Source organism: Variovorax sp. CAN15 (assembly GCF_030462475.1).
In the GTDB taxonomy this organism is placed as follows: Bacteria; Pseudomonadota; Gammaproteobacteria; order Burkholderiales; family Burkholderiaceae_C; genus Variovorax.
The window spans coordinates 1-26743 of sequence record NZ_JASMRZ010000035.1 but is presented as its reverse complement, the minus strand read 5'-3'; the positions used below and the strand labels follow the sequence as shown (position 1 = coordinate 26743).

Sequence of the window (26743 nt, the reverse complement as noted above, 5' to 3'; positions counted from 1 at the left end):
ATGAATACCGCAACGACAAACGCTTCGACCTCCTCGTCCGTCCGGTACTACCGGTTCAAGCCGCTGAACATCGGCCGCATCCTGATCTGGTCCTTCTTCGCGCTGCTGCTGATCGTGGCGCCGATGGTCTTCACCAGCAGCCTGGCACTCACCATGCTGTCGCAGATCGGCTATCTCATCATCATCTGCCTGAGCTACAACATGCTGCTGGGGCAGGGCGGCATGCTCAGCTTCGGGCATGCGGTGTACGTGGGCCTGGGCTCGTTCATCGCCATCCACACGATGAACCTGGCCAGCGCCGGCAAGCTGCCGATTCCTCTTGTACTCATCCCGATGGTGGGCGGCCTCGGCGGCATGTTCTTCGCCGTGGTGTTCGGCTACGTGTCGACCAAGAAGTCGGGCACCACCTTCGCGATGATCACTCTGGGCCTGGGCGAACTGGTCGCCGCCATGGCGCTGATGTTCCCCAGCTTCTTCGGCGGCGAGGGCGGCATTACCACCAACCGCGTGTACGGCGCCTCGTTCTTCGGCCTCAACTTCGGCCCGCAGAACCAGGTGTATTACCTGATCGCCGTCTACTGCTTCATCTGCACCGGGCTGATGTTCGCCTTCACGGGCACACCGCTCGGGCGCATGCTGAACGCGGTGCGCGACAACCCGGAGCGCGTGGAGTTCATCGGCTACAACACGCAGCGCGTGCGCTACTACGCCTTCATCATCGCGGGCTTCTTCGCGGGCATCGGCGGCGGGCTGGCGGCCATCAACTTCGAGATCGTGAACGCGGCCGACAGCCTCAACGGGCTGCGCTCGGGCAGCTACCTGCTGTTCACCTTCCTGGGCGGCGCGACCTTCTTCTTCGGGCCGATCATCGGCGCGGCGCTGCTGGTGTTCGCGCTGGTGCTGCTGTCGGAACTCAGCAAGGCCTGGCTGCTGTACGTGGGCCTGGTGTTCCTGCTGATGGTGATGTTCGCGCCCGGCGGTGTTGCCAGCCTCATCATGATGAACGTGCGCGTGGCGCTGTTCGGCAAGATCAAGCGCTTCTACCTGCTGTACGTGGGCCTCTTCATCGGCTCGGCCATCATGCTCGCGGGCGCGGCGGCCATCGTCGAGATGATCTATCACATGCAGCTCAACGCCGCGCTCGGGCCGGTGGTGCCGTTCGCGGGCCTGCAGCTCGATACATCCTCGGCCACGGCCTGGATCGTCGCCGTGGCCCTGCTGGCCGTGGGCCTGGGTGTGTTCGAGGTGTTCCGCAGGCGCTTCGCGAAGCTCTGGGGCCACGTGCAGGAAGAAATCGAAGCCGAGATCAAGCGGCGGGAGACGGCATGACCTATTCACTCGAACTCAAGGGGCTGCGCAAGAGCTTCGGCAAGACCGACATCATCCGCGGAGTGGACCTGGCCGTGACGGCCGGCGAGCGCATCGCGATCATCGGGCCGAACGGCGCGGGCAAGTCGACGCTGTTCAACCTGATCAGCGGGCGGCTCGCGCCCAGCAGCGGAGAGGTGCTGCTCAACGGCACGCGCATCGACGGCATGAAGCCGTACGAGATCAACCGCATGGGGCTGTCGCGCAGCTTCCAGATCACCAACATCTTCCCGAAGCTCACCGTCTTCGAGAACCTGCGCTGCGGCGTGCTGTGGAGCCTGGGCTACAAGTACACATTCCTGCGCTTCCTCTCGAACCTCGACGACGCCAACGAGCGCACGGAAGAGCTCATCCGCCAGATCGGCCTGGAGAAGAAGCGCGACGTGCACGCGGTGAACCTCACCTACGCCGAACAACGCGCGCTCGAGATCGGCGTGACCATCGCTGGCGGCGCCAGCGTGATCCTGCTGGACGAGCCCACGGCCGGCATGAGCAAGACCGAGACTTCGCACTTCATCTCGCTCATCAAGCACGTGACCGTCGGCAAGACGCTGCTCACGGTGGAGCACGACATGGGCGTTGTCTTCGGCCTGGCCGACAAGATCGCGGTGGTGGTCTATGGCGAGGTCATCGCCTTCGACACGCCCGCGGCCGTTCGCGCCAACGCGCGCGTGCAGGAGGCGTATCTCGGATCGTCGGTCGCCGACGCACAGGGAGCGGGACACTGACATGCTGAAGCTCAAAGACATCCACGCCTACTATGGCAAGAGCCATGTGCTGCATGGCGTTTCGTTCGACGTGAACCCGGGCGAGATCGTCGCGCTGCTGGGCCGCAACGGCTCTGGCCGCTCGACCACCGCCAAGGCCATCATGGGCCTGGTGCATGCCGAGGGCGGGCTGCACTGGAAGGGCCAGGACATCCTGCGCCGCAAGGCCTACGAGATCGCGCACTGCGGCATCGGCTACGTGCCGGAGAACCGTGACATCTTCCCCAAGCTCACGGTGCACCAGAACCTGCTGCTGGGGCAGAAGGGTTCGGGCAAGGGCAGCCGCTGGTCCTTCGACGACATGTATGGCATGTTTCCGCGCCTGAAGGAGCGACAGCACACCGAGGCCGGCGTGCTTTCGGGCGGCGAGCAGCAGATGCTCACGCTGTGCCGTACGCTGATGGGCGACCCCGACCTCATCATCATCGACGAGCCCACCGAGGGCCTCGCGCCCAAGATCGTCGAACTGGTTGGGCAGTACCTGCGCACGCTCAAGGACAAGGGCATCTCGGTGCTGCTGATCGAGCAGAAGCTCACCATCGCGATGCAGATTTCCGACCGCGCGCTCGTCATGGGCCACGGCAGCATCGTGTTCGACGGCACGCCGGACAGCCTCCGCGCAGATGCCACCACCCGCAAGGAGTGGCTGGAGGTCTAGGCCAACCCCCAGGCTTCGCGCACTTCGTGTCGCTTCGCCAACCCCCTTGCAGGGGGCAACACCAGCGGCCCGGCAAAGCCGGTTCCGCGGTGTTTCCCGATAAGTCCCGCACCGCTCTCGGTGGGCGGCCTTGTCTCTACAGCGACTGCGTGCCATTGTTGGGCCACGCGAAACGCCTAGAATCCCTTGAAAAAGAACACTCGTGCTTTTTCTTCTTTTTCTTCACACACCAAGGAACGCAGCATGACGGCTGAATACAAAGTGCTCGGCGATATCGCCGTGATCACAATGACCAACCCTCCGGTCAACGGTCTCGGTTTCTCGACGCGCATCGGCATCACCGACGGCCTGTCGAAGGCCAATGCCGACGACGCCGTCAAGGCCATCGTCATCACCGGCGCCGGCAAGGCGTTCTCGGGTGGCGCGGACATCAAGGAGTTCGGCACGCCCAAGGCGCTGCAGGAGCCCAACCTGCTGAGCGTGATCCTTGCGCTCGAAGCCTCTCCCAAGCCCATCGTTGCCGCGATCCACTCGGTGTGCATGGGCGGCGGCCTCGAACTGGCCCTGGGCTGCCACTACCGCGTGGCTGCTCCCGGTACCAGCGTGGCGCTGCCCGAAGTCAAGCTGGGCCTGATCCCCGGCGCGGGCGGCACGCAACGCCTGCCCCGCGTGCTCGGCGTCGAGACGGCCCTGAACATGATCGTCAGCGGCGAGCCTGTGAAGAGCGAACTACTCGCATCGGTGCCCGGCCAGAAGCTGTTCGACAAGCTCGCGGCTTCCGCCGAGTCGGTGTTCGACGAGGCCGTGGCCTTCGCCAAGAGCGTGGCCGGCAAGACGGGCGAGGATCTGCCCCTCGTGCGCAACCTCCCGTGCAAGCACCCGCAGGGCGATGCCTACTTCCAGTTCGCGAAGAACATGGTTGGCGGCATGTCGAAGAACTATCCCGCGCCGCTGCAGTGCGTCGATGCCGTGCAGGCCGCCACCAAGATGAAGTTCGACGCGGGCATGGCCGAAGAGCGCCGCATCTTCACCTCGCTGATGTTCACGCCGGAATCGCTGGCGCTGCGCCACCTGTTCATGGCCGAGCGCGCCGCTAGCAAGATCCCCGACGTGCCCGAAGACACGCCCAAGCGCGAGATCAAGTCGGTCGGCGTGATCGGCGCCGGCACCATGGGTGGTGGCATCTCGATGAACTTCCTGAACGCGGGCATCCCCGTGAAGATCCTCGAGATGAAGCAGGAGGCGCTCGACCGCGGCATCGCCACCATCAAGAAGAACTACGAAGCCCAGGTCAAGAAGGGCAAGCTCAAGCAGGACAAATATGAGCAGCGCATGGCGCTCTTGAGCACCACGCTCAGCTACGACGACCTGAAGGACGCCGACCTCATCATCGAGGCCGTGTTCGAGGAAATCGGCGTGAAAGAAAAAGTGTTCAAGGAACTCGATCGCGTCGCCAAGAAGGGCGCGATCCTGGCCTCGAACACCTCGACGCTCGACGTCGACAAGATCGCATCGTTCACCGAGCGTCCGCAGGACGTGGTCGGCATGCACTTCTTCAGCCCCGCCAACGTGATGAAACTGCTGGAAGTGGTGCGCGGCAAGGCCACCGCCAAGGACGTGCTGGCCACGGTCATGGCCATTGGCAAGAAGATCAAGAAGACGGCCGTGGTCTCGGGCGTGTGCGACGGCTTCATCGGCAACCGCATGATCGAGCAGTACAGCCGCCAGGCCGGCTTCCTGCTGGACGAAGGCGCCACGCCGCAGCAGGTCGACAAGGCCATCGAGAAATTCGGCTTCGCCATGGGCCCGTTCCGCATGGGCGACCTGGCCGGCAACGACATCGGCTGGGCGATCCGCAAGCGCCGCGCCGTCGAGCGTGCCGACATGAAGTACAGCCGCACGGCCGACAAGCTCTGCGAACTGGGCCGCTTCGGCCAGAAGACCGGGGCAGGGTGGTACGACTACCAGGCCGGCAAGCGCGACGCCATTCCGTCGGAGCTCGTCAACAAGATGATCGAGGACCACCGCAAGGAACTGGGCATCACGCCGCGCAAGATCTCCGACGATGAAATCGTGCAGCGCCTGGTGTACGCGCTGGTCAACGAAGGCGCGCACATCCTGGAAGACGGCATCGCCTCCAAGTCGGGCGACATCGACATGGTGTATCTCACCGGCTACGGCTTCCCGATCTATCGCGGCGGTCCGATGCACTACGCGTCGCAGATCGGCCTGTACAACGTGGCCGAGACGATGAAGCGCTTCGCCAAGAACCCGCGAGACGACGCCGAGTTCTGGCAGCCCGCCCCGCTGATCCAGAAGCTGGTGGCCGAAGGCAAGTCCTTCGGCTGATGGCGACGCGCTGAACTTGAGCCGGGATCAAGACCGCCAATGTTGAAACGCATCTTCCTCGGGCTGCTGCTGGCCATCGTGCTGCTGGTGGCCGCAGTGGCGGTCAAGACCTGGACCACGCCGTCGCAGCAGCTGGCGGTGGCGCCCGCGCCCAAGCTGGACATCGACCTGCAGGCGGCCGCCAAGCGGCTGTCCACCGCGATCACGTTCCGCACGGTGTCGGGCCTCGACGACCCGGCCGCCAACGCGGCCGAGTTCGACAAGCTGCATGCCTACCTGGAGCAGCAGTTCCCGAAGGTTCACGCCACCCTGAAGAAGGAAGTGGTGGGCAACAAGGCGCTGCTCTACACCTGGACCGGTACCGACCCGCAGGCCAAGCCCATCGCGCTGATGGCGCACCAGGACATGGTGCCCATCGCTCCGGGCACTGAAAAAGCCTGGACGGTCGACCCCTTCTCCGGCGAGATCAAGGACGGCTTCATCTGGGGCCGCGGCACGCTCGACAACAAGAGCAACCTGTTCGCGCAGATGGAAGCCATCGAGCTGCTCATCGGCAGCGGCTTCAAGCCGAGGCAGACCGTCTATCTAGTGATGGGCGACGACGAGGAGGTGAGCGGCCTGCGCGGCGCGCTGCCCATCGCCGAGCTGCTCAAGTCGCGCAACGTGCGCCTGGACTGGGTGCTCGACGAAGGCCTGCTGGTGCTCGACGGCGTGCTGCCGGGCSTGAAGCAGCCGGCGGCGCTCATCGGCCTGGCGGAGAAGGGCTACGCCACTTTCTTCCTGTCGCTCGACACGGTTCCCGGCCATTCGTCGATGCCGCCGCAGCACAGCGCCATCGGCAGCATGAGCGCGGCGCTGGCGCGGCTCGAAGCCAACCCGATGCCCGGCGGCATCAAGGGTGTCGCAGGCCAGATGTTCGGCACGCTCGCGCCCGAAATGAGCGGCGTCAACCGCGTGATGCTCTCCAACCTGTGGCTCACCGAGCCGCTGGTGCGTGGCATCCTCGAGAAGAGCCCGAGCAGCAATGCCATGCTGCGGACCACCACCGCGCTCACCATCGTGCGCGCGGGCAACAAGGACAACGTGCTGCCCGGCCGCGCCGAGGCCGCTGTCAACTTCCGCATCCTGCCGGGCGACACCATCGCCAGCACCGAGGCGCACCTGCGCAAGGCGCTGGGCAACGACGACATCAAGATCAAGGCCTACCCGGGCAACTCCGAGCCCTCGCCAGTGTCGCCGACCGACAGCACCGGCTACCGCGCGATCCAGCAGGCCGTGCGCCAGAGCTTCCCCGATGCGGTGGTGGCCCCCGGCCTCATGACCGCCGCCACTGACTCGCGCCATTTCAGCATCGTGAGCGACGCCGTCTTCCGCTTCTCGCCGTTTCGCATGAAGAACGAAGACCTGGCGCGCTTCCACGGCAACAACGAACGCCTGGCCATCTCGAACTACGGCGAGATGATCGGCTTCTACCGCCAGCTCCTGAGCAACGCCAACACTGCTCCGGCGCAATGACGACAACCGCCACAGCAATCTCTTTTCCCTTCCATCTGCTTCAAAGGACCTCACCATGACCAGCGCCGTCATCGTTTCCACTGCCCGCACGCCGCTCGCGAAGAGCTGGAAGGGTGCCTTCAACATGACGCACGGCGCCACGCTCGGCGGCCACGCGGTGCAGCACGCCGTGCAGCGCGCCGGCATCGACCCCGCCACGGTCGATGACGTCATCATGGGCTGCGCAACGCCCGAAGGCGCCACCGGCTCGAACATCGCTCGCCAGATCGCGCTGCGCGCCGGCCTGCCGATCACCACCTCGGGCATGACCATCAACCGCTTCTGCTCGTCGGGACTGCAGACCATCGCCACCGCCGCCCAGCGCATCATCGCGGGCGAGGGCGAGGTGTACGTGGCCGGCGGCGTCGAGAGCATCTCGTGCGTGCAGAACGAAGCCAACAAGCACATGCTGGCCGACCCGTGGCTCGTGAAGCACAAGCCGGAGATCTACTGGAACATGCTGCAGACGGCCGAGCAGGTCGCCAAGCGCTACAACATCGGCCGCGACGCCATGGACGAATACGGCGCGCAGAGCCAGCAGCGTGCCACCGCCGCGCTGGAAGCCGGTCTCTTCAAGGCCGAGATCGCTCCCATCACCGTGCTGGCCGGCGTGGCCGACCCCGTGATGGGCCTGCGCACCAAGGAAGTCACCGTCGAGAACGACGAAGGCATCCGTCCGGGCACCACGAAGGAAGGCATCAGCGGCATTCGTCCTGCCATCCCTGGCGGCGTGATCTCGGCCGGCAATGCCAGCCAGTTCTCCGACGGCGGCGGCGCCTGCGTGGTGGTCGACGAGAAGTATGCCGAGCAGAAGGGCCTGAAGCCACTGGGCCGGTTCCTCGGCTTCGCCGTGGCCGGCTGCGAGCCCGACGAGATGGGCATCGGCCCGGTCTTCGCCATTCCGAAGGTGCTCAAGCGCCTGGGCCTCACGGTCAACGACATCGACCTGTGGGAGCTGAACGAGGCCTTCGCCGTGCAGGTCATCTATTGCCGCGACAAGCTGGGCATTCCGGGCGACCGCCTGAACGTGAACGGCGGCGCCATCGCCGTGGGCCACCCCTACGGCGTGAGCGGCCAGCGCCTCACGGGCCACGCGCTCATCGAAGGCAAGCGCCGCGGCGCGAAGAAGGTCGTGGTCACGATGTGCATCGGCGGCGGCATGGGCGCCGCTGGCGTCTTCGAAGTTCTCTGACTCTCCCCCAGTCTGCGGCGCACTGCGTGTCGCCTTCGCCAACCCCCTTCCGGGGGCAACACCAGCGGCCCGGCTGAGCCGGTTCCGCGGTGTTCCACGAATGGGCCCGGCTTCGCCGGCCGACGAGCGCTGCCGGTGGAAGTCGGTAGTCTCAACATCAAGACCCGACCATGAGCCTGCGTTCCACTCTTGACTTCCTGCTCTACGACTGGCTCGACGCCGAATCCCTCAACCAGCGCGAGCGCTTCGCCGACCATTCGCGCGAAACCTTCGATGCGGTGCTCGACACCTGCGAGCGCATCGCGCGCGAGAAGTACGCGCCGTTCAACCGCACGGTGGACACGCAGGAGCCGCATTTCGACGGCGAGAAGGTCGTGCTGCCGCAGGCCACGCACGATGCGCACAAGGCCTTCGTCGAGTCGGGAATGATGAGCGCGGCGCAGGACTACGACATCGGCGGCATGCAGCTGCCCTACACGTTGCAGGCGGCGGCCAACAGCTTCTTCGCGATGGCCTCGGTGAGCATCGGCTCCAACATGCTCACCAGCGGCAACGCCAACCTGCTGATGGTGCACGGCACCGAGATGCAAAAGGAAGTGTTCGCCAAGAACGAGTTCTCGGGCCGTTGGGCGGGCACCATGTGCCTGTCGGAGCCGCAGGCAGGCTCCTCGCTGAGCGACGTGGCCACGCGCGCCGTGCCTGATGGCGACGACTTCCGCAACGACCCGCTGGGCCCGCGCTACCGCCTCACGGGCAACAAGATGTGGATCTCGTCGGGCGACCACGAGCTGACCGAGAACATCGTGCACATCGTGCTGGCCAAGATTCCCGACGAGAACGGCAAGCTGGTGCCCGGCACGCGCGGTATATCGCTGTTCATCGTGCCCAAGCGCATGGTCGACACGAAAGGGCAGCTCACAGGCCAGCGCAACGACGTGGCGCTCGCGGGCCTCAACCACAAGCTGGGCTGGCGCGGCACCACCAACACGCTGCTGAACTTCGGCGAGGGCAAGTACCCGGTCGACGGCAAGGCCGGCGCGGTGGGCTACCTGGTGGGCGAGCCCGGCAAGGGCCTGCATTGCATGTTCCACATGATGAACGAGGCACGCATCGGCGTCGGCACCGCCGCCACCATGCTCGGCATGGCCGGCTACCACGCCTCGCTCGAATACGCGAAGACCCGGCCGCAGGGCCGCCTGGTCAAGAAGCCCGAGGCCGCAGGCACGGCCGTTGCCAAGGACTCGGCCGCGCCGCAGGTGCGCATCATCGAACACGCCGACGTGCGCCGCATGCTGCTGGCGCAGAAGGCGTACTGCGAAGGCGCGCTGGCGCTGGAGCTCTACTGCGCCCGCCTGGTCGACGAGCAGAAGACCGGCGACGCCCAGTCCGCCGACGACGCGCGCCTGCTGCTGGAGGTGCTCACGCCCATCGCCAAGAGCTGGCCCAGCGAGTGGTGCCTGGAGGCCAATTCGCTGGCCATCCAGGTGCATGGCGGCTACGGCTACACACGCGACTTTCCGGTGGAGCAGTACTGGCGCGACAACCGCCTGAACATGATCCACGAGGGCACACACGGCATCCAGGCGGCCGACCTGCTGGGCCGCAAGGTGCTGATGGAAAAGGGCCGCGGCCTGCAGCTGCTGGCCGCGCGCATGACCGGCACCATCGGCCGTGCGGCCAAGGTGCCGGCGCTGGCGGCCCACGCCAAGGCGCTGGGCGCCGCGCTGCAGCGCATCGGCAGCGCCACCGAGGCCGCCTGGTCCACGGGCGACCCGGCTGACGCGCTGGCCAATGCGGTGCCTTACATGCAGGCCTTCGGCCACACGGTGCTGGCCTGGATCTGGCTGGACGTGGCGGCGCGGGCCCTGGAAACCGACGCGGAAAAGGCGAGGGCGGTAACAGCTGGCAAGATCGGCGCCACGGACTATTTCTTCCACTACGAGCTGCCGAAAATCGGCGCATGGCTCAACGTGGTCGAAACCCGTGATCCGACCTGTACAGCTTTGCCCGAGGACGCCTTTTGATGGCCACTACCGATTCGCCGAACCCCACCCCCAGCAGCAACACCCCTGCCGCCAAGCCGCCGAAGCCGCATGCGCGGCTCGAGAAATGGATCTGGATCCTGATCTACGGCGGCCTGTTCGTCGTGATCCTGGGCATCGCCACCGGCCGCACCGACGCGGCGCTGGGCTGGTCCATCTCCGTGCCCGGCGGCATCGTGGCGCTGGTCGGCTTCGTGCTGATCTACGTGCGCTCGCGCCTTCCCAACACTCCTCCAGGCAAGTAACGAGGCCCGCCATGCTCAAGCACATCGTGATGTGGAAGTTCAAGGAGCACGCCGAGGGCGCCGACAAGGCGACCAACCTGCTCAAGGCCAAGGCGCTGCTCGATGCCTGCGCGAAGCTGTCGCCCGGCACGCTGCGCTTCGAGGTGGCCATCGCCCAGCCCGGGCTGGAAGCCACCTACGACCTGGTCCTGTACTCGGAATTCACCGACGCCGCCGCACTTGCGGCCTATGCGGACCATCCGCAGCACGTGGCCCTGAAGCCGTTCATCGGCGCAGTCAGAGAAGCCCGTCAATGCATGGACTACGAGATCTGATCCAAAACCCGAACCCCGGAGACAACCCATGACCGCCCGCACCGTCCAGAAACTCTTCGACCTCACCGGCAAGACCGCCCTCATCACTGGCGGCTCGCGCGGCCTGGGCCTGCAGATGGCCCATGCGCTGGGCGAGGCTGGCGCGAAGATCATGCTGAGTTCGCGCAAGGCCGACGACCTGGAGCAGGCCGCCGCCGAGCTGCAGGCCGCAGGCATCGACGCGCGCTGGATTGCCGCCGACTGCTCGAAGGAGGAAGACACCCGCCGCCTGGCCGACGAGACGCTGCAGCGCATGGGCGCGGTCGACATCCTCATCAACAACGCGGGCGCCAGCTGGGGCGCGCCGGCCGAAAGCCACCCGGTCGAGGCCTGGGACAAGGTGATGAACCTCAACGTGCGCGGGTACTTCATCCTGTCGCAGCAGATCGCCAACGGCTACATGATCCCGAAGAAGGCGGGCCGCATCATCAACATCGCCTCCATCGCCGGCCTCAACGGCAACCCGCCCGAGATGCAGACGCTGGCCTACAACACTTCCAAGACCGCGGTCATCGGCTTCACCCGCACGCTGGCCGCCGAATGGGGCAAGTACAACATCAACGTGAACGCCATCTGCCCGGGCTTCTTCATGACGAAGATGGCCGCCGGCCTCATCAAGTCGCTGGGCGAGGAGAAGATGGCGGCGCAGGCGCCGCTGGGACGCCTGGGCGACGAGGAAGACCTGAAGGGCCTGACGCTGCTGTTCGCGAGCGACGCCGGCAAGCACATCACCGGCCAGTGGCTGGCCGTGGACGGCGGCGTGAGCGTGGTGCTGGGTGCGGCCTGACATGTCTTCTCCAGACTCCAGCGACATCAACATCCGCTCGTACACGAGCCAGATCCCCTTCGCGCGCCACCTCGGCTTCGAGCTGACGAAGTTCGAGGGCGGCGAGTCGGAGATCATCTACACGGCGAAGCCCGAGCACCTGAACACCTTCGACGTGACGCACGGCGGCGCCTGCATGACGCTGCTCGACATCACCATGGCAGCAGCCGCGCGCAGCGTGGCGCCCGAGACGGGCGTGGTCACCATCGAGATGAAGACCAGCTTCATGCAGCCCTCGGTCGGCCCGCTGCACGCGCGCGGCACGCTCATTCACAGGACGGCGACGCTGGCTTTCACCGAAGCCAGAATCTACGACGAGCAGGAACGCGTGTGCGCCCACGCCACCGGCACCTTCAAGTACGTGAAGCGCCGGCTGCCGACCGGCCCGGCCAGCGCCAACGAGATGCGTCCGCCTTCGACTGACTGACGTTACAGACTGAACTTTTTCCGGAGACTTCCGTGCCCATCAACAAGCAGATCCATCTCGACAACCGCCCCGAAGGCGAGGCCGTTGCCGGCAACTTCAAGCTCGTCACCGCCGAGACCCCCGCGCTCAAGGACAACCAGGTCCTGGTGCGCCACCACTACCTGAGCCTCGACCCGTACATGCGCGGGCGCATGAACGACTCCAAGAGCTACGCGCAGCCGCAGCCGCTGGGCCAGACCATGCAGGGCGGTACCGTCGGCGAAGTGGTCGAGAGCAAGCATCCCAAGTACGCCGTGGGCGACAAGGTGGTCGGCTTCGGCGGCTGGCAGGAATACAGCGTGGTCGATGCCTCGCAGCCCGGCGCGCTGAAGAAGGTCGACACCACGCACGTGCCGCTGTCGCACTACCTGGGCGCGGTCGGCATGCCTGGCGTCACGGCCTGGTACGGGCTGGTGAAGATCATTGCGCCCAAGGCCGGTGAAACCATGGTCATCACCGCCGCCAGCGGCGCGGTGGGCAGCGCCTTCGGTGCGCTGGCCAAGGCGCGCGGCTGCCGCGTGGTCGGCATTGCCGGTGGCCCCGACAAGTGCAAGTACGTGACCGACGAGCTTGGCTTCGACGCCTGCATCGACTACCGCCAGCACTCCGACGTCAAGTCGATGAGCGCGGCGCTCAAGGAAGCCTGCCCGAACGGCATCGACGGCTACTTCGAGAACGTCGGCGGCTACATCTTCGACGCGGTACTGCTGCGCGCCAACGCCTTCGCGCGCGTGGCGCTGTGCGGGATGATCGCGGGCTACGACGGCCAGCCGCTGCCGCTGGCGAACCCGGCTCTGATCCTCATCAACCGCATGAAGATCGAAGGCTTCATCGTCAGCGAACACATGGAAGTGTGGCCCGAGGCGCTGACCGAGCTGGGCACGCTGGTGGCCACCGGCAAGCTCAAGCCGCGCGAGTCGATCGCGCAGGGCATCGAGTCGGCGCCGGAAGCCTTCCTGGGCCTGCTCAAGGGCAGGAATCTCGGCAAGCAGCTCGTCAAGGTCTTCTGATCCATCGATGAACTGAACGCACGGCAAGGAGGCCGGAAATGGAAGCGACACACGAGGTCTTCAACCAGCCCACGCCGCTGGTGGACTACAACCTCTTCGACACCAACCGGCCCTTGCGCGATGCACTGAAGTTCAACGCGCCCGCGCTGCAGACCACGCAACTGCACGAACTTGGCGCCACCCTCGGCTCGGCCGGCATGCAGGCGCATGCGCGGCTGGCCAACGTCCACACACCCGAGCTGCACACGCACGACCGCTTCGGCCGGCGCATCGACGAGGTGGAGTTCCATCCGAGCTACCACGCGCTGATGAGCGCCGCCGTGGGCGCCGGGCTGCACGGCACGCCTTGGACGGGCACCTCGGCCTCGCCGCATGTGCTGCGCGCGGCGGGCTTCATGCTCTTCACCGAGCTGGAGCCGTCGATCCTTTGCCCCATCTCCATGACCTACGCCGTCACGCCCGCGCTGCGCGGCAATGCGGCGGTGCATGCCGACTGGGGCCTGAAGCTCGGCAGCCTCTGGTACGACCCGGCGCTCAAGCCCTTCGGCGACAAGCCCGGCGTGACCATGGGCATGGGCATGACCGAGAAGCAGGGAGGCTCCGACGTGCGGGCCAACACCACGCAGGCCGTGCGTGAAGGCACCAGCGACGCCTGGGGCGAGCGCTACGCCATCACCGGCCACAAGTGGTTCTTCTCGGCGCCGATGTGCGATGCCTTCCTGGTGCTCGCTCAGGCGCCGGCCGGGCTCTCGTGCTTCTTCCTGCCGCGCGTGCTGCCCGATGGCTCGCGCAACGCGATCCGCATCCAGCGGCTGAAGGACAAGCTGGGCAACAAGGCCAACGCGAGCTCCGAGGTCGAGTTCCACGGGGCCACCGCATGGCTGGTGGGCGAGGAGGGGCGCGGCATCCCGCAGATCCTCGAGATGGGCACGATGACGCGGCTCGACTGCGCGCTGGGCACCAGCGGGCTGATGCGGCAATCGCTGGCCCTCGCGCTCAACCACGCCGCGCAGCGCATGGCTTTCGGCAAGCCGCTGATCGACCAGCCGCTGATGAAGAACGTGCTGGCCGACCTGGCGCTGGAGAGCGAGGCCGCCACCGCGCTCGCCATCCGCCTCGCGAGGGCCTTCGACAACCAGGCCGACGAGCACGAGCGCCTGATGGCCCGGCTGCTCACACCGGTCGCCAAGTTCTGGATCTGCAAGCGCGGCAGCGCCTTCGCGCAGGAAGCCATGGAGTGCCTTGGCGGCAACGGCTACGTGGAGGAGGGCGGCGAAGGCGTCATGGCCCGCATCTACCGCGAGATGCCGCTCAACTCCATCTGGGAGGGCGCGGGCAACATCATGGCGCTTGACCTGCTGCGCGGGCTGCGCAAGGGTGACGCGGTGGCCGCACTGGCGAAGGAGCTGGCACCGGCGCGCGGCCAGCACGCCGCGCTCGATCGCCTCACCGACGCGCTACCGGCGCGCATCGAAGCAATGGCCTCCGAAACCGAGGCCCGCCGCCTCGCGCAGGACGTCGCGCTGTCCGTGCAGGCGGCGCTGCTGGTGCAGACCGCGCCGCCTGCGGTTGCCGGCGCGTTCTGTGCGTCGAGGCTCGGCGGCGATTGGGGCAATGCCTTCGGTACGCTGGGAACAGGCACCGATTTCGATTCGATCATCCAGCGCGCCCAGCCGCACTGAAACACAACGACAACCCCACGGGAAACACAATGGCCGACCTGATCCTCCACCACTACCTCACCTCGCCGTTCTCTGAGAAGGTGCGCCTGATCCTCGGCGCGAAGAAGCTGCCGTGGAAGTCGGTCTTCATCCCGCCGATCATGCCCAAGCCCGACGTGGAGGCGCTCACCGGCGGCTACCGCAAGACGCCATTCCTGCAGATCGGCGCCGACATCTACTGCGACAGCGCGCTCATCGCCGACGTGCTGGAGCACCTGCAGCCCACGCCCACGCTCTACCCAGAGCCCGAGAAGGGCATGTCGCGCATCCTCGCCCAATGGGCCGACACCACGCTGTTCTGGGCCGCCATGGCATGGAACCTCCAGCCCAGGGGCGCGGCCGAAGTGTTCGCCAAGGCACCGCCGGAAGCCGCAAAGGCCTTCGGCGAAGACCGCGGCAGGATGAGCGCCGGCAACATGACCCGCCTGCGCCCGGCCGATGCCACCAGCGCCTACAAGTCGTACCTGCGCAGGCTCTCCGACATGCTCGACGAGAAGCCCTACCTGCTGGGCGAGGTGCCCAGCATCGCCGACTTCTCGGCCTACCACCCGCTGTGGTACACGCGGCGCATCGAGTCGGTGCGAACCATCCTCGACCTCACGCCCGCGGTGGTCGACTGGATGGACCGCATGGCCGCCATCGGCCACGGCGTGCCCGAGAAATTCACGAGCGCGGAGGCCATCGAGATCGCCAAGGCCTCCACGCCGCACTCGCTGCTGACCGACAGCACCTTTCAGGACGACCACGGCATTCCGCTGGGCAGCGCCGTCACTATCCGCGCCGAGAGTTTCGGCCTCGAGGAGACGCCCGGCACGCTGGTGGCCGCCACGCGCACGCACTACACGCTGGAGCGCAGCAGCGAGCGCGTGGGCACGGTGCATGTGCACTTTCCGCGGATCGGGTATGTGCTGAAGAAGGCCGAGGGCTGACTCGCGTCACGCGAACGACAGCCGTTCTCCGTCTGAAGCGGTCCAATAGACGGCACAGAGTCAACCAAAGGAAAGCACCCAATGATTCAGGACTTCAAGGGCAAGACCGCCGTTCTCACCGGCGCGGGTTCGGGCTTCGGCCTGGAGTGCGCGCGCATCGGCGCCGCCCGCGGCATGAACCTCGTGCTGGTCGACGTGCAGCAGGATGCGCTCGACAAGGCCCAGGCGGAGATGGAAGCGGCCGGCGTGCAGGTGCTGGCGCGCAAGGTCGACGTGTCGGACGCGGCGCAGATGGAGGCATTGGCCGCTGCCGTGAAGGAGCGCTTCGGTGCGCCGCACTTCGTGTTCAACAACGCGGGCGTGGGCGCCGGCGGCCTGGTGTGGGAGAACACCGTGGCCGACTGGGACTGGGTGCTGGGCGTGGACCTGTGGGGCGTGATCCACGGCGTGCGCCTGTTCGTGCCGATGATGCTGGAAGCCGCCGCGAAAGACCCGTCCTACCGTGGCCACGTGACCAATACCGCCAGCATGGCCGGCCTGCTCACGCCGCCCAACATGGGTATCTACAACGCCGCGAAGGCCGCGGTGGTGAGCCTCACCGAGACGATGTACCAGGACCTGAACCTCGTCACCGACCAGATCGGCGCGAGCCTGCTGTGCCCGTACTTCGTGCCCACGGGCATCACGAGCAGCGAGCGTAATCGTCCGGATGCGCCGAAGGAAAGCGAACTCACCAAGAGCCAGTTGATCGGCCAGGCGATGAGCAACAAGGCAGTCAGCAGCGGCAAGATCACGGCCGCCGAAGTGGCCGCCAAGGTGTTCGAAGCCATCAGCGACAACCAGTTCTACGTGTTCAGCCACCCCAAGGCGCTGGGCAACGTGCGCAGCCGGATGGAGAACATCGTCTCCATCACCAATCCCGCGGACCCGTTCCTCGAGCGGCCCGAAATCGGGCAGAAGCTGCGCGAGCAGTTGCGCTCGGCCTGAGCCGGGGCGTTCAGCCGGCCTGCAGTTCGGCCACGAGCGCTTCGACACTGGCAAGCGCGCTGGCGATGGAGCGGTCGAGCAGATCGCCGTGATCCTCCGCATGCTCGATCGCGATGCTGTGGACCTCGGTCAATCCCAGCAGCGCCAGCGGGCTCGTGACGCCCGGCGTGAGCAGGTCCATCCGCGCCTGGAAGCCGCCCGGCCCGTAGCCGCTGCTGCCGCATGAAGTGAGCAGCACCGTGCGGCGATGGCGCTCGGCCAGCAGCGGCACGTAGGGGTTCTCGCGAGCGCGGTCGAAGTCGAAGGTGGAGCCGATGCGCACGATGTTGTCGATCCATGACTTCAGCGGCGCRGGCATTCCGAAGTTGTACATGGGCACGCCGATCACCAGCACGTCGGCGCGGCGGACCTCGGCGATCAGCGCGTCGCTTTCGGCGAGCACCGCGTGCATCCATGGCTCGCGCTGCTCGGCCGGCGAATAGCCGGAGGCGATCCATTCGCCGGTGACGTTGCCCGGCGGCGTGGCGCCGACGTCGCGGTAGATCACTTCGTCGCCGGGCCGGGCTGCGCGCCAGGTCGACACGAAGTGATGGCTGAGGCGGCGCGAATGCGAGCCGTGAACGTGCGTGCCCGAACGGCCGGGGCGGGCACTGGCATCGATGTGGAGCAGTGTGGTCATGGTGCGGTCCTCTTTGACATGAAGGGTTGGATGAAGAGAATTCAGCTGTCTGCCTGGCATGGAGAGAAATTTATCGACGCACCGTCAAGGCGACAAACGACGATTTCTTTGCGCTGCTGAAAAATAGATTCATCCATGGCCAACCTTCGCCAACTCCCTCCGCTGGCGGCGCTGCGCGCCTTCGAGGCCGCCGCGCGGCACTGCAGCGCCAAGCTCGCGGCCAATGAGCTGTCGGTGACGCCCACGGCCATCAGCCACCAGGTGCGCCAGCTCGAGGATGCGCTGGGCGTGGCGCTCTTCATCCGGCAGCCGAGGCAACTGGTGCTCACGCCGCAGGGCAGGGAACTGCAGGCGGTGCTCGGTGAATCGTTCAACGCGATGGCGAATGCAGTCGCACGGTTGCGTGCGCCATCCGGGCGAACCGCCATCACGCTGTCGACCACGCCGGCGGTCGCGGCGCGATGGCTGCTGCCGCGCGTGAGCACACTGCGCGCGCTGCATCCGCGGCTCGACCTGCGCATCCATGCATCGCACGACGCGGTGCCGCTCGACGGCACCACCGCCGACATCGCCATCCGCTACGGCCGCGGGCAGTGGCCGGGCATGGTGTCGCAGAAGCTGTTCGACAACGTCTTCGCACCGGCGTGCAGCCCCGCGCTCGAGCTGCGCCGCCCCGGCGATCTGGTGCGGCATACGCTGCTGCACTTCGAGGTGCCGGGCAGCAAGACCCAGCCGGGCACGTGGCCCGCATGGCAGCAGGAGGCGCAGGTGCCGGGTCTCGACGTGTCGGCCGGCCCGGTGTTCTCCGACGAGACGCACACTGTGTCGGCCGCGCTGCAGGGACAGGGCGTCGCGCTGATGAGCCTTGCGCTGATCGCCGACGAACTGCGCGCGGGCAATCTCGTGCGGCCCTTCGGGCCGGAACTGCCGGGGCTGCCGTTCCATCTCGTCTGCCCGAAGGAGCGGCGCGACGAGCCGGCCGTGGCGGCGGTTTTCGACTGGGTGAGGGCGCTGCAGCCGCCAGGCGACAGCGCCTGACTCCGCCCGCAGTGACTTTCGGCACTGGCGGCTGCCAGCTTGCGCTTCTAGAGTTGGCCTGCTGGTTGTCAACTATTGCGCAGGCCGTCGAGCTTTGTTCGCCGAGCTTCTTCTCATGCGCAACGTTCGCGCAGTAATCCCTTAGCCCCGCTGAATCTTTTCCCTAACCTTCCAAAACTTTCTTTGATGAAGGTCAGAAAAGGTTGTCCCGAACAGCCCGCCTTCCTCATCGCACACGACACACATACACGCGAGATATCGCGAAGAGGAGGAAACCCATGCGAACCCCGTTCCTGCGCGAAGGCGGCCCGGACGAACAACCGTCCGTGCCCGGGCGCGGCGCTGCCTTCAGGGCGGTGTTGCCGGTCGTGGTGTGCTTCGTCGCGGCCGTGGGGTTCGTGCTGATGGCTCTCTTCGTCCAGAACATCGTCGCGGCATCGGTGTTCACCACGGCCGCCATCGTGCTCCTCGGGATCGGGCTGATCCTCGGGCTGAGCATGTGGCTCTTCCCGGGCCTGCCGCAATAGATGGCCCCGGCGGAAGAACGCATGGCCGGCGAGCCTGGCACGGCCCCCAGCCTTCGCATGGGCAACTGGCGCCTGACATTCCTCGGTGCGGCGATCGGGCTGCTGATCGTGCTGGCCTTGCTCATGAAAGGGATCGTCGAACTGCAGGTCGAGGCCGCGCAGCAGCGGCGCCTGAGCGAAGCCGTCGCGCGCGAGGCCGCGGCGCGTTGCCATGAGAAGACGCCGCTTCAGGCGGTCAGGGAATGCCTGGCCGGGCTTGCCGCCAGTGCTGCTGCCGTTTCACAGGAGCGCTGAGCGAAATCGGTCAGTCGTCGCGCATCCACTGGCCGGAAGCAGGGTGTACGACGGCCGGCTTGCCGTCCAGGATGAGCGATGCCTCATCAGGCTGCGCCGCATTCGGTGCAGCGATGTCGAACTCGATCCGCAACGCCTTCGCCACGGAGGCGTCCTCGATGGGGAGCTCCCATGTCAGGAAGACCAGATTGCCGTCGCTGCCATGCGCGAAGCCGGCTGCGTCGAAGCCGCTGCTGCCGCGCCGGATCACCGCGTGAGGCTGGCCGGTATCGAAGATCGCCATCGTCCCGCGCCTGAGCGGAATGCGCCGGCCTGCGAAGGGAAAGTGCAGGTCCAGCCCCTTGTCCTCGCTCATGAAGAGATTGCAGAACGCCGCGAAGCCGTACTGCATGCCGTCGTGGTGGTACTTCGCGCCGCGGCAGGCCATCAGGGCGATGTCGCTGGAGGCAAGCACCCCGGGCAGGCCCTGCGCCTGCGCCCAGTCGGACGCGGCCTGGACGCAGAGCCGGTAGTCCGGCCAGCGCGTGCGGGCCCGTGCGAGGGGCAGAGGCTCCACGTCTCCGGGCTCCAGCGCGAGCTGCGCTGAGATCTCCCGGTCCCAGTCGGCGAGCAGACGGGTGGGAGGCATCGGTACGTCCACCATGCCGGCCAGCACCACGTCGCTCACGCTGCGGCTGCGCAGCAGTTCGCCGCTTTGGAAGAAGGAGATCGGCACGGGCTGCAAGGTGGCTGGGCGGGACATCGGAAGGGCAGTGTAGTGAGCGCGCTGCCCGTGCCCCGGGGCGTTGCGGGCCTCCGTTGTCAATGCCTTGAGGAAAATCCGCGTTGTTGGCGCTCGGAAAATACCCTTAGGAATATTTGAGTACCTAAGAGTTAACATTTGAGTGGATATCAAGCAGACGAGAAAGCGCCCCCATGGAGACTTACCCCACCCTGAGGCAGGCCACCGGCGTGGCCCGCACGCTGAGCAAGCACTCGTCCTGCACCATGGTGGTCTACCGCGTGACCGAGGAAAAATTCGTGACCGCGCATTCCTCCGACCAGGTCAACGGGACCATCGAGGCGGTCTACCGAGACGGCTACGTGGTGCCGACGCTGCTTAGCAAGACGCGCTGAGTCCGCGCCGGGTGTCGTTTCGCCATGAAGGCCTCCTTGGGAGGCTTTTGTTCATTTCCACGAGGACGCGGGCATCGCCTGCACCGGCAGCGTCAGCGTCAGCGCATTGCGAAGGCTGGTTCAGCCTGCCGAAGCCTGCGACGAGATCCACTCCCAGACGGCACGTATCGCCGGCTCGTCCTCCCTGCCATTGGCGACGGCCAGAAAGTAGCTGCCCGTGTCCAGCGCAGGCCCGAAGGGCTGCACGAGCGCTCCACCGCGCAGTTCCTCGGCGGACAACGTGAGGCTCAGCAGCGCCACGCCGTGCCCGGCGAGCGCGGCCAGCATGGCGTGCGTTTCGTCGGAGAACGACAGGCCCGACGCCTTCATCGCACGTCCCCTGGGCGGTGCGATGCCGGCTTCGCGGAACCATCGCGGCCATACGGCGGGGGCCAGCGCCTGCGGCTGCCAGTCGCAGTGGATCAGGCGGTGCTTCGGCAGGTCCGCCACGTCGTTCAGGCCCAGCATTGGGCTGCACAGCGGCGCGTAGCGCTCGCGCATCAGTTCGCGCGACACGAGCCMCGGCCAGTTGCCGTTGCCTGAGCGCACCGCGATGTCCGCCTCGCCGCGCGCGATGTCGACCAGGGTGTCGCTCGCATGCAGCCGCAGTTCGATGCCGGGGCAGGCTTTGCGGAATGCTTCCACGCGCGGCAGCACCCAGCGCGCGGCGAAGGCGGTGTTGGTGCTCAGGGTCACGGCCTGCGAGGCGGAAGGGCGGCGCAGCCTGTCGATGCCGGCTTCCAGCAGGTCGAAGCCAGTGCGCAGATCGTCGAAGAGCCGCTGCCCCGCGGGCGTCAGTGCGAGCTGCCGCGTGAGCCTGCGAAAGAGCGGCTGCCCGAGCGACGCTTCGAGTGCGCGCACCTGGTGGCTGATGGCCGATGGCGTCACCGAAAGCTCCTGCGCCGCGCGCTGGAAGCTCAGGTGGGCCGCCGCGGCCTCGAAGGCGCGCAGCGAAAGCAGCGGAGGCAGTCTGCGCACCCTGCGTACAGATGAGCCAATCTCGTTCATGTGTAGAGAAATGATCGTTTGTAGAATCAGTCCTGCAATCCTAGATTCGTGGCCTGCGCACCATTCTGGCAGCGCAAAACGAAAGAAGGAAACTCACCCATGAAGAGCGCAATCACGAACATCCTCCACATCGACGCCAGCGCCCGGCCGGGCCGCTCCGACACCGACCTGCACGGCTCGCACACCCGCCGCCTTTCCGCGCGCTTCGTCGAGCGCTGGCTCGAGGCGCGGCCAGACGATCGCGTCGACTACCTCGACGTGGGCCAGCAGCCGCCCGCGCACGTCAGCGGGCGATGGATCCACGCGGCCTTCACGCCGCCCGGCGGTCGCGAGCCGTGGATGGCCGAGGTGCTCGCCGAGAGCGACCGGCTGGTCGATCAACTCGTCGCGGCCGATCTGATCGTGGTCGGTCTGCCCATGTACAACTTCAGCGTGCCCGCGCAGTTCAAGGCGTGGATCGACAACATCGTGCGCGTGGGCCGCACCTTCGGCTTCGACCGCTCTCGCGGCGCGGTGCCGTATTGGCCGATGCTGGCGGACGCGGGCAAGCGCGTGGTTCTGCTGGGCGCGCGCGGCGACCATGGCTACGAAGAAGGCGGGCGCATCGCGCACCTCAACCACACCGAGAACAGCGTGCGCTCGGCGCTCGGCTACCTCGGCATCACGCAGGTGTACGAGGCGGCGGTGGAGTCCGACGAGTTCGGCGGCGAGCAACTCGCACAGTCGATGCGCCGCGCGGAGCGGCGCGTGGACGAACTGGTCGACGCGCTGCTCGAGCCTGCCGAAGCTTTGCTGTCGATGGCCTCTTCGAAGCCGACCATCGCCCTGCGTGCGTCGGCAGCGGCCTTGTAGAAGTCGAGGGGCGGGATTGCATGGCTCGGGCTCCTCTACCGGACCGAGTGGTACGGCGCAGTCTCGCTGCCGGGAGCGAGAAGCGTCGCAGCGGCGGCTGAGGTCGCCCGTGTCCGCGCGGCGCAAATCCTGCATCTTCCGCGGCAACCCGAACCCACCGATACTCGGAGGGCGGGAAACCCGCCGCCGGCAACGTACCGGCCCCGAGCAAGTTCAATGAATCAAACAGGTCCCTCGAAATTCCGGTTCGGATTGCACACACGCCTGAGCCTGGGCGTGGCGGCGGTGGTCCTGCTGGCCACCTTCGCGATCGCCACCTTCGCGCTCCATCTGGTCAAGAGCAGCATGCGTGCCTCGATCGCGGCCGAGGAGTTCGCCCGGGTCGACGCCATCGCGGACGCGATCGACCAGAAATTCGGCAGCCGCCGCATCCTTTTGCAGACCTTCAGCGGCAGCGTGGAGGCGCAGGACTTCCAGGGTTCGGCGGCGCTGCAGGCCTTCGTCGAGCGGCACGCCTCGCTGCGCCAGGCCTTCGACAACGTCGCCTTCCTCGACATGGAAGGCAACCTGGTGGCAAACCTGAACGGCGCGCAGGCGATCGGCAAGGTGAACGTCAAGGACCGGCCCTATTTCCAGCAGACGGTCGCCTCCAGGACCGGCCTTGTGTCCGAGCCGTACCGCAACCGGCTCAATGGGCTGGCGCAGGTGGCCATCACCGAACCGGTGTTCGATGGCGCCGGCCAGGTGAGATTCGTGATCTCCGGCGCCATCAACCTGAAGGACCGCAGCGTGCTGGGCTCGCTTGCCGACGTGAAGTTCGGCAAGACCGGCTACCTGTTCGTGACCACGGTGGACGGCATCGTGGTCGACCATCCGAACGCCTCGCGCATCCTGATCCACGTTCAGGCCAACGGTGGCGGCGGCGACGCCCAGATCCTTCGCGCGATGGCCGGCTTCCAGGGCTCCAGCGAGGGCGTCAACGAAGCCGGMGTGCCCAGCCTCTACGCCTTCGACCGCATGGTGCAGGCGAACTGGATCGTCGGCGCCATGTACCCGCGCAGCGAGGCTTTCGCGAGCATCAACGCCATCGAGCGCGGTGCGTGGATCGGGGCGTTCGTGCTCGCGCTGTGCGCCGGCGCGCTGACGCTGGCCGTGGTGCGCCGGCAGCTGACGCCGCTTACGGACCTGCACCGGCACATGCAGTCCACCCAGCGGGGGGGCTCTCAGATCGAAGAAGAGACACCCGTGGCGCACCGCAGCTATGCCGCCGACGAGATCGGCGATCTCGCGCGCACTTTCGACGACCTGATGGCGCAGCGGCGGGCCATCGAGCGCAGCCTGGCGCACAGCGAGGCGCGGGTGCGCATCATCGCGGACAGCATTCCGGCGATGGTGTCGCACATCGATGCGTCCCTGCGCTACACCTTCGTCAATGCGCATGTGCGGGCGCTGCACGGCGGCAGCGGTCCGCTCGTCGGCCGCCTGATGCCGGAGGTGCGCGGGCCGGCCGATTTCGCGGTCGTGCAGCCGCACATCGTGCGCGCGCTGGCTGGCGAGACGGTGATCCTCGAGAAATCCGGCGACCCGGCGCTGGGCATCGGCGAGCGCACCTTCAAGGCGCATTACATCCCCGACCTCGACGCCGAGGGCAAGGTGTGCGGCGTGTTCTCGATGACCTTCGACATCACCGAGGAAGCCAACATCCGCCGCGCCCTGAGTGAACAGGAAACACGCCTGCGCGATGTGACCGACAGCATCCCGGCGCTGGTGGGCTACTTCGATCGCCAGCAGAACTGCCTGTTCGCCAACATCCGGGCGCGGCAGATGGCGGGCCTTGGCGAGAAGGCGCCGCTGCTGGGCACGACGCTGCGCTCGGCCTTGGGCCGGACGATCTATTCCCAGCTCAAACCGTACCTTCCGGTCATGTTCTCGGGCAAGAAGGTGCGCTTTCCGGTGCGCGCGCCGCTGCACGGCCGCCAGGGCTACTTCCAGGTCAACCTGATTCCCGACAAGAACCTGCGCGGCGAAGTGGTGGGCTTCTACCTGATGTCCTTCAACATCACGGCGCTGAAGGAGGCCGAGCTGCGCCAGGCCGAGAGCGAGCTGCGCCTGCGCGCCATCACCGACAACATGCCGGCGCTCATCACCTACATCGACCGCGAGGAGAAGATCACCTTCGCCAACGCCACCAGCCGCGAATGGCTCGGGCTCGACCCGGCGCAGGTGCTGGGGCGCCACATGCAGGAGGTGTCGGGCCGCGAGGTGTACGTGTCGCGCCAGCCGATGCTCGCGCGCGCACTGGCCGGCGAGCGCGTGGAGTTCGAGGCGCGCATGCAGCGCGGCGGGAGCGAGCGCGTCGCGCAGGTCATCTACGTGCCCGACGTGCGCACCGACGGCCTGACGCATGGCATCTTCTCGCTGGCGCTGGACATCACGGCGCTGAAGGTGGTGGAGCACAAGCTCATCGAGCTGGCGCGGCTGGACACGCTCACCGGCCTGCCCAACCGCCTCGCCTTCAACGAATACCTGCCCGACGCGGTGCTGCGCAGCCAGCTCACCGGCCACGCGATGGCGCTGATGTTCCTCGACATCGACCACTTCAAGGCGATCAACGACACCATGGGCCACGCGGTGGGCGACGCGGTGCTCACCGAATATGCACAGCGGCTGCGGGGCTGCGTGCGCGGCACCGACATGGTCGCGCGGCTGGCCGGCGACGAATTCGTGCTGGTGCTGGAAGGGTTGGGCACGCCGGAGGCGGCGGCCGTGGTCGCGGAAAAGATCGTGGACCGCGTGCACACGCCGCCCTTCGTGGTGGACGGCCAGCGTGTCGACGTCACGACCAGCATCGGCATCACCTTCCACCGTGCGACCGGCTCGTCGGCCACGGCCGAGGAACTGCTGGCGCGCGCGGACGTCGCGCTCTACAACGCCAAGGCGGCGGGGCGCGACAGGTTCGCGTTCTTCATGCAGTCGGGCGGCTCGCACAGCGGTTCGCCGACGCGGCTGGAGCACTGAGCGGGCTTTCCTGCTCATCGCTGCGACCGCCGCAAAGCTCAGGCCTGGGCCGAGGCGCAATCGGCCGGCGCGTTGCGCGGCTCGCGCCTGTCGAGCGCGCGGCTCCACAGCGCGATGGCCAGCCCCATCAGCGTGAGCAGCGCGGCCACCCAGCCCAGTGCGCGCAGGCCGGGGCCATGGTCGATCACCACGCCGCCGACCCAGGCGCCGAGCGCGTTGCCCAGGTTGAACGCCGCGATGTTCAGGCTCGAAGCCAGGTTCTGGCCGGCTCCGGAAGCCTTCTCMAACACCCGCAGCTGCATCGGCKCCACGGTGGCGAAGGAAGCCACGCCCAGCAGGCCGACGAACACCACTGCGGTGAAGGGCGTGCCGATGGTGAACTGCATCGCGCCGAGCACCACCGCCAGCGCCACCAGCGTGCCGAACACGGCCGCCATCGGCGCGCGGTCGGCCAGCTTGCCGCCGAGCAGGTTGCCGACCGCGAGGCCGCCGCCGAACACAAGCAGGATCGGCGACACCGCCGATTCCGACAGGCCGGTGACCTGGGTGAGCAGCGGCTGGATGTAGGTGTAGACCACGAACACGCCGGCAAAGCCGAGCACCGTCATCGCCAGGCCGAGCAGCACCTGCGGACGCGCCAGCACGCCCAGTTCCTCGCGCAGCGGCACGGCCTTGGCCTCGTCCTTGACGCGCGGAACGAACATCGAGAGCACCGCGAAGGCCAGCACGCCGATCAGCGTGACGGCCCAGAAGGTCGAACGCCAGCCGAAATGCAGGCCCAGCCATGCGCCGGCCGGCACGCCGAGCAGCGTGGCGGCGGTCAGGCCGGTGAACATGATGGCGATGGCCGAGGCGCGGCGCTCCGGCGCCACCAGCCCGGTGGCGACCACCGAGCCGACGCCGAAGAAGGTGCCGTGCGCCAGCGAGGTGACGACGCGCGCGGCCATCAGCATTTCGTAGTTGGGCGCGAGGGCACAGGCGAGATTGCCGAGCGTGAAGATCGCCATCAGCGCGAGCAGCACCGTCTTGCGCGGCAGCTTGCGGGTGGCGATGGTGAGCACCGGCGCGCCCACCGCCACCCCGAGCGCATAGCCCGAGATCAGCAGGCCGGCGGCCGTGATGGAGACGTGAAGATCCGTCGAGACCTGCATCAGCAGGCCCATGATGACGAACTCGGTGGTGCCTATTCCGAAGGCACCGGCGGTGAGGGCGAGTAGAGCGATTGGCATGATGCCCTGTACTGTGAGGACGAATGCCATCGATGACTAGAATGCCACGGCTACATAGACTTGTGATTTGAAGTCACAGAATGGAGAAGGAGCCATGCCACGCATCGAGGTCAACCGCTCCGGCGAAATGGAAGCCTTCGTGCAGGTGGTGGAGTCGGGCGGTTTCTCGTCCGCCGCGCGCCTGCTGGGCATGACGCCCTCGGCCGTGAGCAAGCTTGTGGCGCGGCTCGAGCTGCGCCTGGGCATCCAGCTGGTCCACCGCTCGACACGCAAGCTGCAACTCACGCCCGAGGGCACCGAGTTCTACGAGCGCAGCCTGCGCGTGCTGGCCGACATGGACGAGGCCGAGCGCTGCGCCGCCGCCGGCGCCGCGCCGCCGAGCACACTGGAGTCGAGATGAAGGAGTTGCATGAGAGCCTCGAAAGATTGATGAAGAAGTCCGACCTGTCCGCTTCGGCGTACAGGGCCTCGGGAAG

At 66.9% G+C, this 26743-nt stretch carries 25 protein-coding genes and 1 pseudogene; 22 read left to right on the top strand and 4 right to left on the bottom strand.

The window, feature by feature from the left end; genetic code table 11:
- From QMO14_RS20285 to QMO14_RS20215, 15 genes are all read left to right on the top strand, one after another.
- Complete coding sequence (locus tag QMO14_RS20285) at positions 1–1329, top strand: branched-chain amino acid ABC transporter permease (RefSeq protein ID WP_301509285.1); 1329 nt, start codon at positions 1–3, stop codon at positions 1327–1329.
- Positions 1326–2096 (top strand): ABC transporter ATP-binding protein, encoded by a 771-nt coding sequence (locus tag QMO14_RS20280; protein ID WP_301509283.1) that lies wholly within the window; start codon positions 1326–1328, stop codon positions 2094–2096. The genes QMO14_RS20285 and QMO14_RS20280 overlap by 4 nt, the downstream gene beginning before the upstream one ends.
- A gap of 1 nt (position 2097) precedes the next feature.
- Positions 2098–2793: an ABC transporter ATP-binding protein gene (locus QMO14_RS20275; protein WP_301509281.1), complete on the top strand. Its 696-nt coding sequence runs from the start codon at positions 2098–2100 to the stop codon at positions 2791–2793.
- Between the two features lie 243 nt (positions 2794–3036).
- Positions 3037–5142 (top strand): 3-hydroxyacyl-CoA dehydrogenase NAD-binding domain-containing protein, encoded by a 2106-nt coding sequence (locus tag QMO14_RS20270; protein WP_301509278.1) that lies wholly within the window; start codon positions 3037–3039, stop codon positions 5140–5142.
- 39 nt (positions 5143–5181) lie between these two features.
- Entirely contained in the window at positions 5182–6657 is a 1476-nt protein-coding gene (locus tag QMO14_RS20265) for a M20 family peptidase (RefSeq protein WP_301509276.1), read from the top strand.
- A 55-nt stretch (positions 6658–6712) separates the two neighbouring features.
- On the top strand, positions 6713–7888 hold the full coding sequence (locus QMO14_RS20260; RefSeq protein WP_301509274.1) for an acetyl-CoA C-acyltransferase: 1176 nt from the start codon (positions 6713–6715) through the stop codon (positions 7886–7888).
- A gap of 170 nt (positions 7889–8058) precedes the next feature.
- The gene (locus QMO14_RS20255) at positions 8059–9912 is read left to right on the top strand and encodes an acyl-CoA dehydrogenase (RefSeq protein ID WP_301509273.1); all 1854 of its coding nucleotides are present in this window, start codon (positions 8059–8061) and stop codon (positions 9910–9912) included.
- The gene (locus tag QMO14_RS20250; protein WP_301509271.1) at positions 9912–10175 is read left to right on the top strand and encodes a hypothetical protein; all 264 of its coding nucleotides are present in this window, start codon (positions 9912–9914) and stop codon (positions 10173–10175) included. The genes QMO14_RS20255 and QMO14_RS20250 overlap by 1 nt, the downstream gene beginning before the upstream one ends.
- 11 nt (positions 10176–10186) lie before the next feature.
- A complete protein-coding gene (locus QMO14_RS20245) occupies positions 10187–10489 on the top strand; it encodes a Dabb family protein (protein WP_093306839.1) in 303 nt (100 codons plus the stop codon).
- 28 nt (positions 10490–10517) lie between these two features.
- Entirely contained in the window at positions 10518–11315 is a 798-nt protein-coding gene (locus tag QMO14_RS20240) for an SDR family oxidoreductase (protein WP_301509266.1), read from the top strand.
- Position 11316: 1 nt separating this feature from the next.
- Positions 11317–11781, top strand: coding sequence for a PaaI family thioesterase (locus QMO14_RS20235; protein ID WP_301509264.1), 465 nt, complete (start codon positions 11317–11319; stop codon positions 11779–11781).
- A gap of 32 nt (positions 11782–11813) precedes the next feature.
- Positions 11814–12830: an NADP-dependent oxidoreductase gene (locus QMO14_RS20230; protein ID WP_301509263.1), complete on the top strand. Its 1017-nt coding sequence runs from the start codon at positions 11814–11816 to the stop codon at positions 12828–12830.
- Between the two features lie 38 nt (positions 12831–12868).
- Complete coding sequence (locus QMO14_RS20225) at positions 12869–14512, top strand: isovaleryl-CoA dehydrogenase (protein ID WP_301509261.1); 1644 nt, start codon at positions 12869–12871, stop codon at positions 14510–14512.
- Between the two features lie 29 nt (positions 14513–14541).
- On the top strand, positions 14542–15480 hold the full coding sequence (locus QMO14_RS20220; RefSeq protein ID WP_301509260.1) for a glutathione S-transferase family protein: 939 nt from the start codon (positions 14542–14544) through the stop codon (positions 15478–15480).
- Positions 15481–15561: 81 nt separating this feature from the next.
- The gene (locus QMO14_RS20215; RefSeq protein WP_301509259.1) at positions 15562–16467 is read left to right on the top strand and encodes an SDR family oxidoreductase; all 906 of its coding nucleotides are present in this window, start codon (positions 15562–15564) and stop codon (positions 16465–16467) included.
- A 10-nt stretch (positions 16468–16477) separates the two neighbouring features.
- On the opposite strand, the gene QMO14_RS20210 is transcribed toward QMO14_RS20215, so the two are convergent.
- Positions 16478–17146 carry an FMN-dependent NADH-azoreductase gene (locus tag QMO14_RS20210; protein WP_301509258.1) on the bottom strand — a complete coding sequence of 223 codons (669 nt, stop codon included), beginning with the start codon at positions 17144–17146 and terminating at the stop codon, positions 16478–16480.
- Between the two features lie 135 nt (positions 17147–17281).
- On the opposite strand from QMO14_RS20210, the gene QMO14_RS20205 reads away from it, so the two are divergent.
- The 3 genes from QMO14_RS20205 (at position 17282) to QMO14_RS20195 (ending at position 19005) form a co-directional block, all read left to right on the top strand.
- On the top strand, positions 17282–18184 hold the full coding sequence (locus tag QMO14_RS20205) for a LysR substrate-binding domain-containing protein (protein WP_301509256.1): 903 nt from the start codon (positions 17282–17284) through the stop codon (positions 18182–18184).
- Positions 18185–18462: 278 nt separating this feature from the next.
- Positions 18463–18711, top strand: coding sequence for a hypothetical protein (locus QMO14_RS20200; RefSeq protein WP_301509255.1), 249 nt, complete (start codon positions 18463–18465; stop codon positions 18709–18711).
- Positions 18712–18732: 21 nt separating this feature from the next.
- On the top strand, positions 18733–19005 hold the full coding sequence (locus tag QMO14_RS20195; RefSeq protein WP_301509254.1) for a general secretion pathway protein GspL: 273 nt from the start codon (positions 18733–18735) through the stop codon (positions 19003–19005).
- Positions 19006–19015: 10 nt separating this feature from the next.
- Here QMO14_RS20195 and QMO14_RS20190 read toward each other — a convergent pair whose 3' ends face one another.
- Positions 19016–19747, bottom strand: coding sequence for a hypothetical protein (locus QMO14_RS20190; protein WP_301509253.1), 732 nt, complete (start codon positions 19745–19747; stop codon positions 19016–19018).
- Between the two features lie 173 nt (positions 19748–19920).
- On the opposite strand from QMO14_RS20190, the gene QMO14_RS20185 reads away from it, so the two are divergent.
- Complete coding sequence (locus QMO14_RS20185) at positions 19921–20121, top strand: hypothetical protein (protein WP_301509252.1); 201 nt, start codon at positions 19921–19923, stop codon at positions 20119–20121.
- A gap of 120 nt (positions 20122–20241) precedes the next feature.
- On the opposite strand, the gene QMO14_RS20180 is transcribed toward QMO14_RS20185, so the two are convergent.
- A complete protein-coding gene (locus QMO14_RS20180; RefSeq protein WP_301509250.1) occupies positions 20242–21168 on the bottom strand; it encodes a LysR substrate-binding domain-containing protein in 927 nt (308 codons plus the stop codon).
- Between the two features lie 99 nt (positions 21169–21267).
- On the opposite strand from QMO14_RS20180, the gene QMO14_RS20175 reads away from it, so the two are divergent.
- Positions 21268–22020: an FMN-dependent NADH-azoreductase gene (locus QMO14_RS20175; RefSeq protein ID WP_301509248.1), complete on the top strand. Its 753-nt coding sequence runs from the start codon at positions 21268–21270 to the stop codon at positions 22018–22020.
- A 252-nt stretch (positions 22021–22272) separates the two neighbouring features.
- Positions 22273–25038, top strand: coding sequence for a diguanylate cyclase (locus QMO14_RS20170; protein ID WP_301509246.1), 2766 nt, complete (start codon positions 22273–22275; stop codon positions 25036–25038).
- A gap of 38 nt (positions 25039–25076) precedes the next feature.
- On the opposite strand, the gene QMO14_RS20165 is transcribed toward QMO14_RS20170, so the two are convergent.
- The gene (locus QMO14_RS20165) at positions 25077–26267 is read right to left on the bottom strand and encodes an MFS transporter (RefSeq protein ID WP_301509244.1); all 1191 of its coding nucleotides are present in this window, start codon (positions 26265–26267) and stop codon (positions 25077–25079) included.
- A 94-nt stretch (positions 26268–26361) separates the two neighbouring features.
- Here QMO14_RS20165 and QMO14_RS20160 point away from each other — a divergent pair.
- Positions 26362–26643 (top strand): annotated as a pseudogene (locus QMO14_RS20160) (LysR family transcriptional regulator); the annotation flags it as partial.
- Positions 26644–26743 lie beyond the last annotated feature (100 nt).

Bases quoted from the DNA above. Each gene is read 5' to 3' on its own strand.
- QMO14_RS20275 (WP_301509281.1), top strand. From the start codon at position 2,098: ATGCTGAAGCTCAAAGACATCCACGCCTACTATGGCAAGAGCCATGTG.
- QMO14_RS20195 (WP_301509254.1), top strand. From the start codon at position 18,733: ATGGCCGGCGAGCCTGGCACGGCCCCCAGCCTTCGCATGGGCAACTGG.
- QMO14_RS20240 (WP_301509266.1), top strand. From the start codon at position 10,518: ATGACCGCCCGCACCGTCCAGAAACTCTTCGACCTCACCGGCAAGACC.
- QMO14_RS20200 (WP_301509255.1), top strand. From the start codon at position 18,463: ATGCGAACCCCGTTCCTGCGCGAAGGCGGCCCGGACGAACAACCGTCC.
- QMO14_RS20185 (WP_301509252.1), top strand. From the start codon at position 19,921: ATGGAGACTTACCCCACCCTGAGGCAGGCCACCGGCGTGGCCCGCACG.
- QMO14_RS20260 (WP_301509274.1), top strand. From the start codon at position 6,713: ATGACCAGCGCCGTCATCGTTTCCACTGCCCGCACGCCGCTCGCGAAG.
- QMO14_RS20280 (WP_301509283.1), top strand. From the start codon at position 1,326: ATGACCTATTCACTCGAACTCAAGGGGCTGCGCAAGAGCTTCGGCAAG.
- QMO14_RS20190 (WP_301509253.1), bottom strand. From the start codon at position 19,747: ATGTCCCGCCCAGCCACCTTGCAGCCCGTGCCGATCTCCTTCTTCCAA.
- QMO14_RS20255 (WP_301509273.1), top strand. From the start codon at position 8,059: ATGAGCCTGCGTTCCACTCTTGACTTCCTGCTCTACGACTGGCTCGAC.
- QMO14_RS20245 (WP_093306839.1), top strand. From the start codon at position 10,187: ATGCTCAAGCACATCGTGATGTGGAAGTTCAAGGAGCACGCCGAGGGC.
- QMO14_RS20235 (WP_301509264.1), top strand. From the start codon at position 11,317: ATGTCTTCTCCAGACTCCAGCGACATCAACATCCGCTCGTACACGAGC.
- QMO14_RS20215 (WP_301509259.1), top strand. From the start codon at position 15,562: ATGATTCAGGACTTCAAGGGCAAGACCGCCGTTCTCACCGGCGCGGGT.
- QMO14_RS20205 (WP_301509256.1), top strand. From the start codon at position 17,282: ATGGCCAACCTTCGCCAACTCCCTCCGCTGGCGGCGCTGCGCGCCTTC.
- QMO14_RS20285 (WP_301509285.1), top strand. From the start codon at position 1: ATGAATACCGCAACGACAAACGCTTCGACCTCCTCGTCCGTCCGGTAC.
- QMO14_RS20220 (WP_301509260.1), top strand. From the start codon at position 14,542: ATGGCCGACCTGATCCTCCACCACTACCTCACCTCGCCGTTCTCTGAG.
- QMO14_RS20250 (WP_301509271.1), top strand. From the start codon at position 9,912: ATGGCCACTACCGATTCGCCGAACCCCACCCCCAGCAGCAACACCCCT.
- QMO14_RS20270 (WP_301509278.1), top strand. From the start codon at position 3,037: ATGACGGCTGAATACAAAGTGCTCGGCGATATCGCCGTGATCACAATG.
- QMO14_RS20175 (WP_301509248.1), top strand. From the start codon at position 21,268: ATGAAGAGCGCAATCACGAACATCCTCCACATCGACGCCAGCGCCCGG.
- QMO14_RS20225 (WP_301509261.1), top strand. From the start codon at position 12,869: ATGGAAGCGACACACGAGGTCTTCAACCAGCCCACGCCGCTGGTGGAC.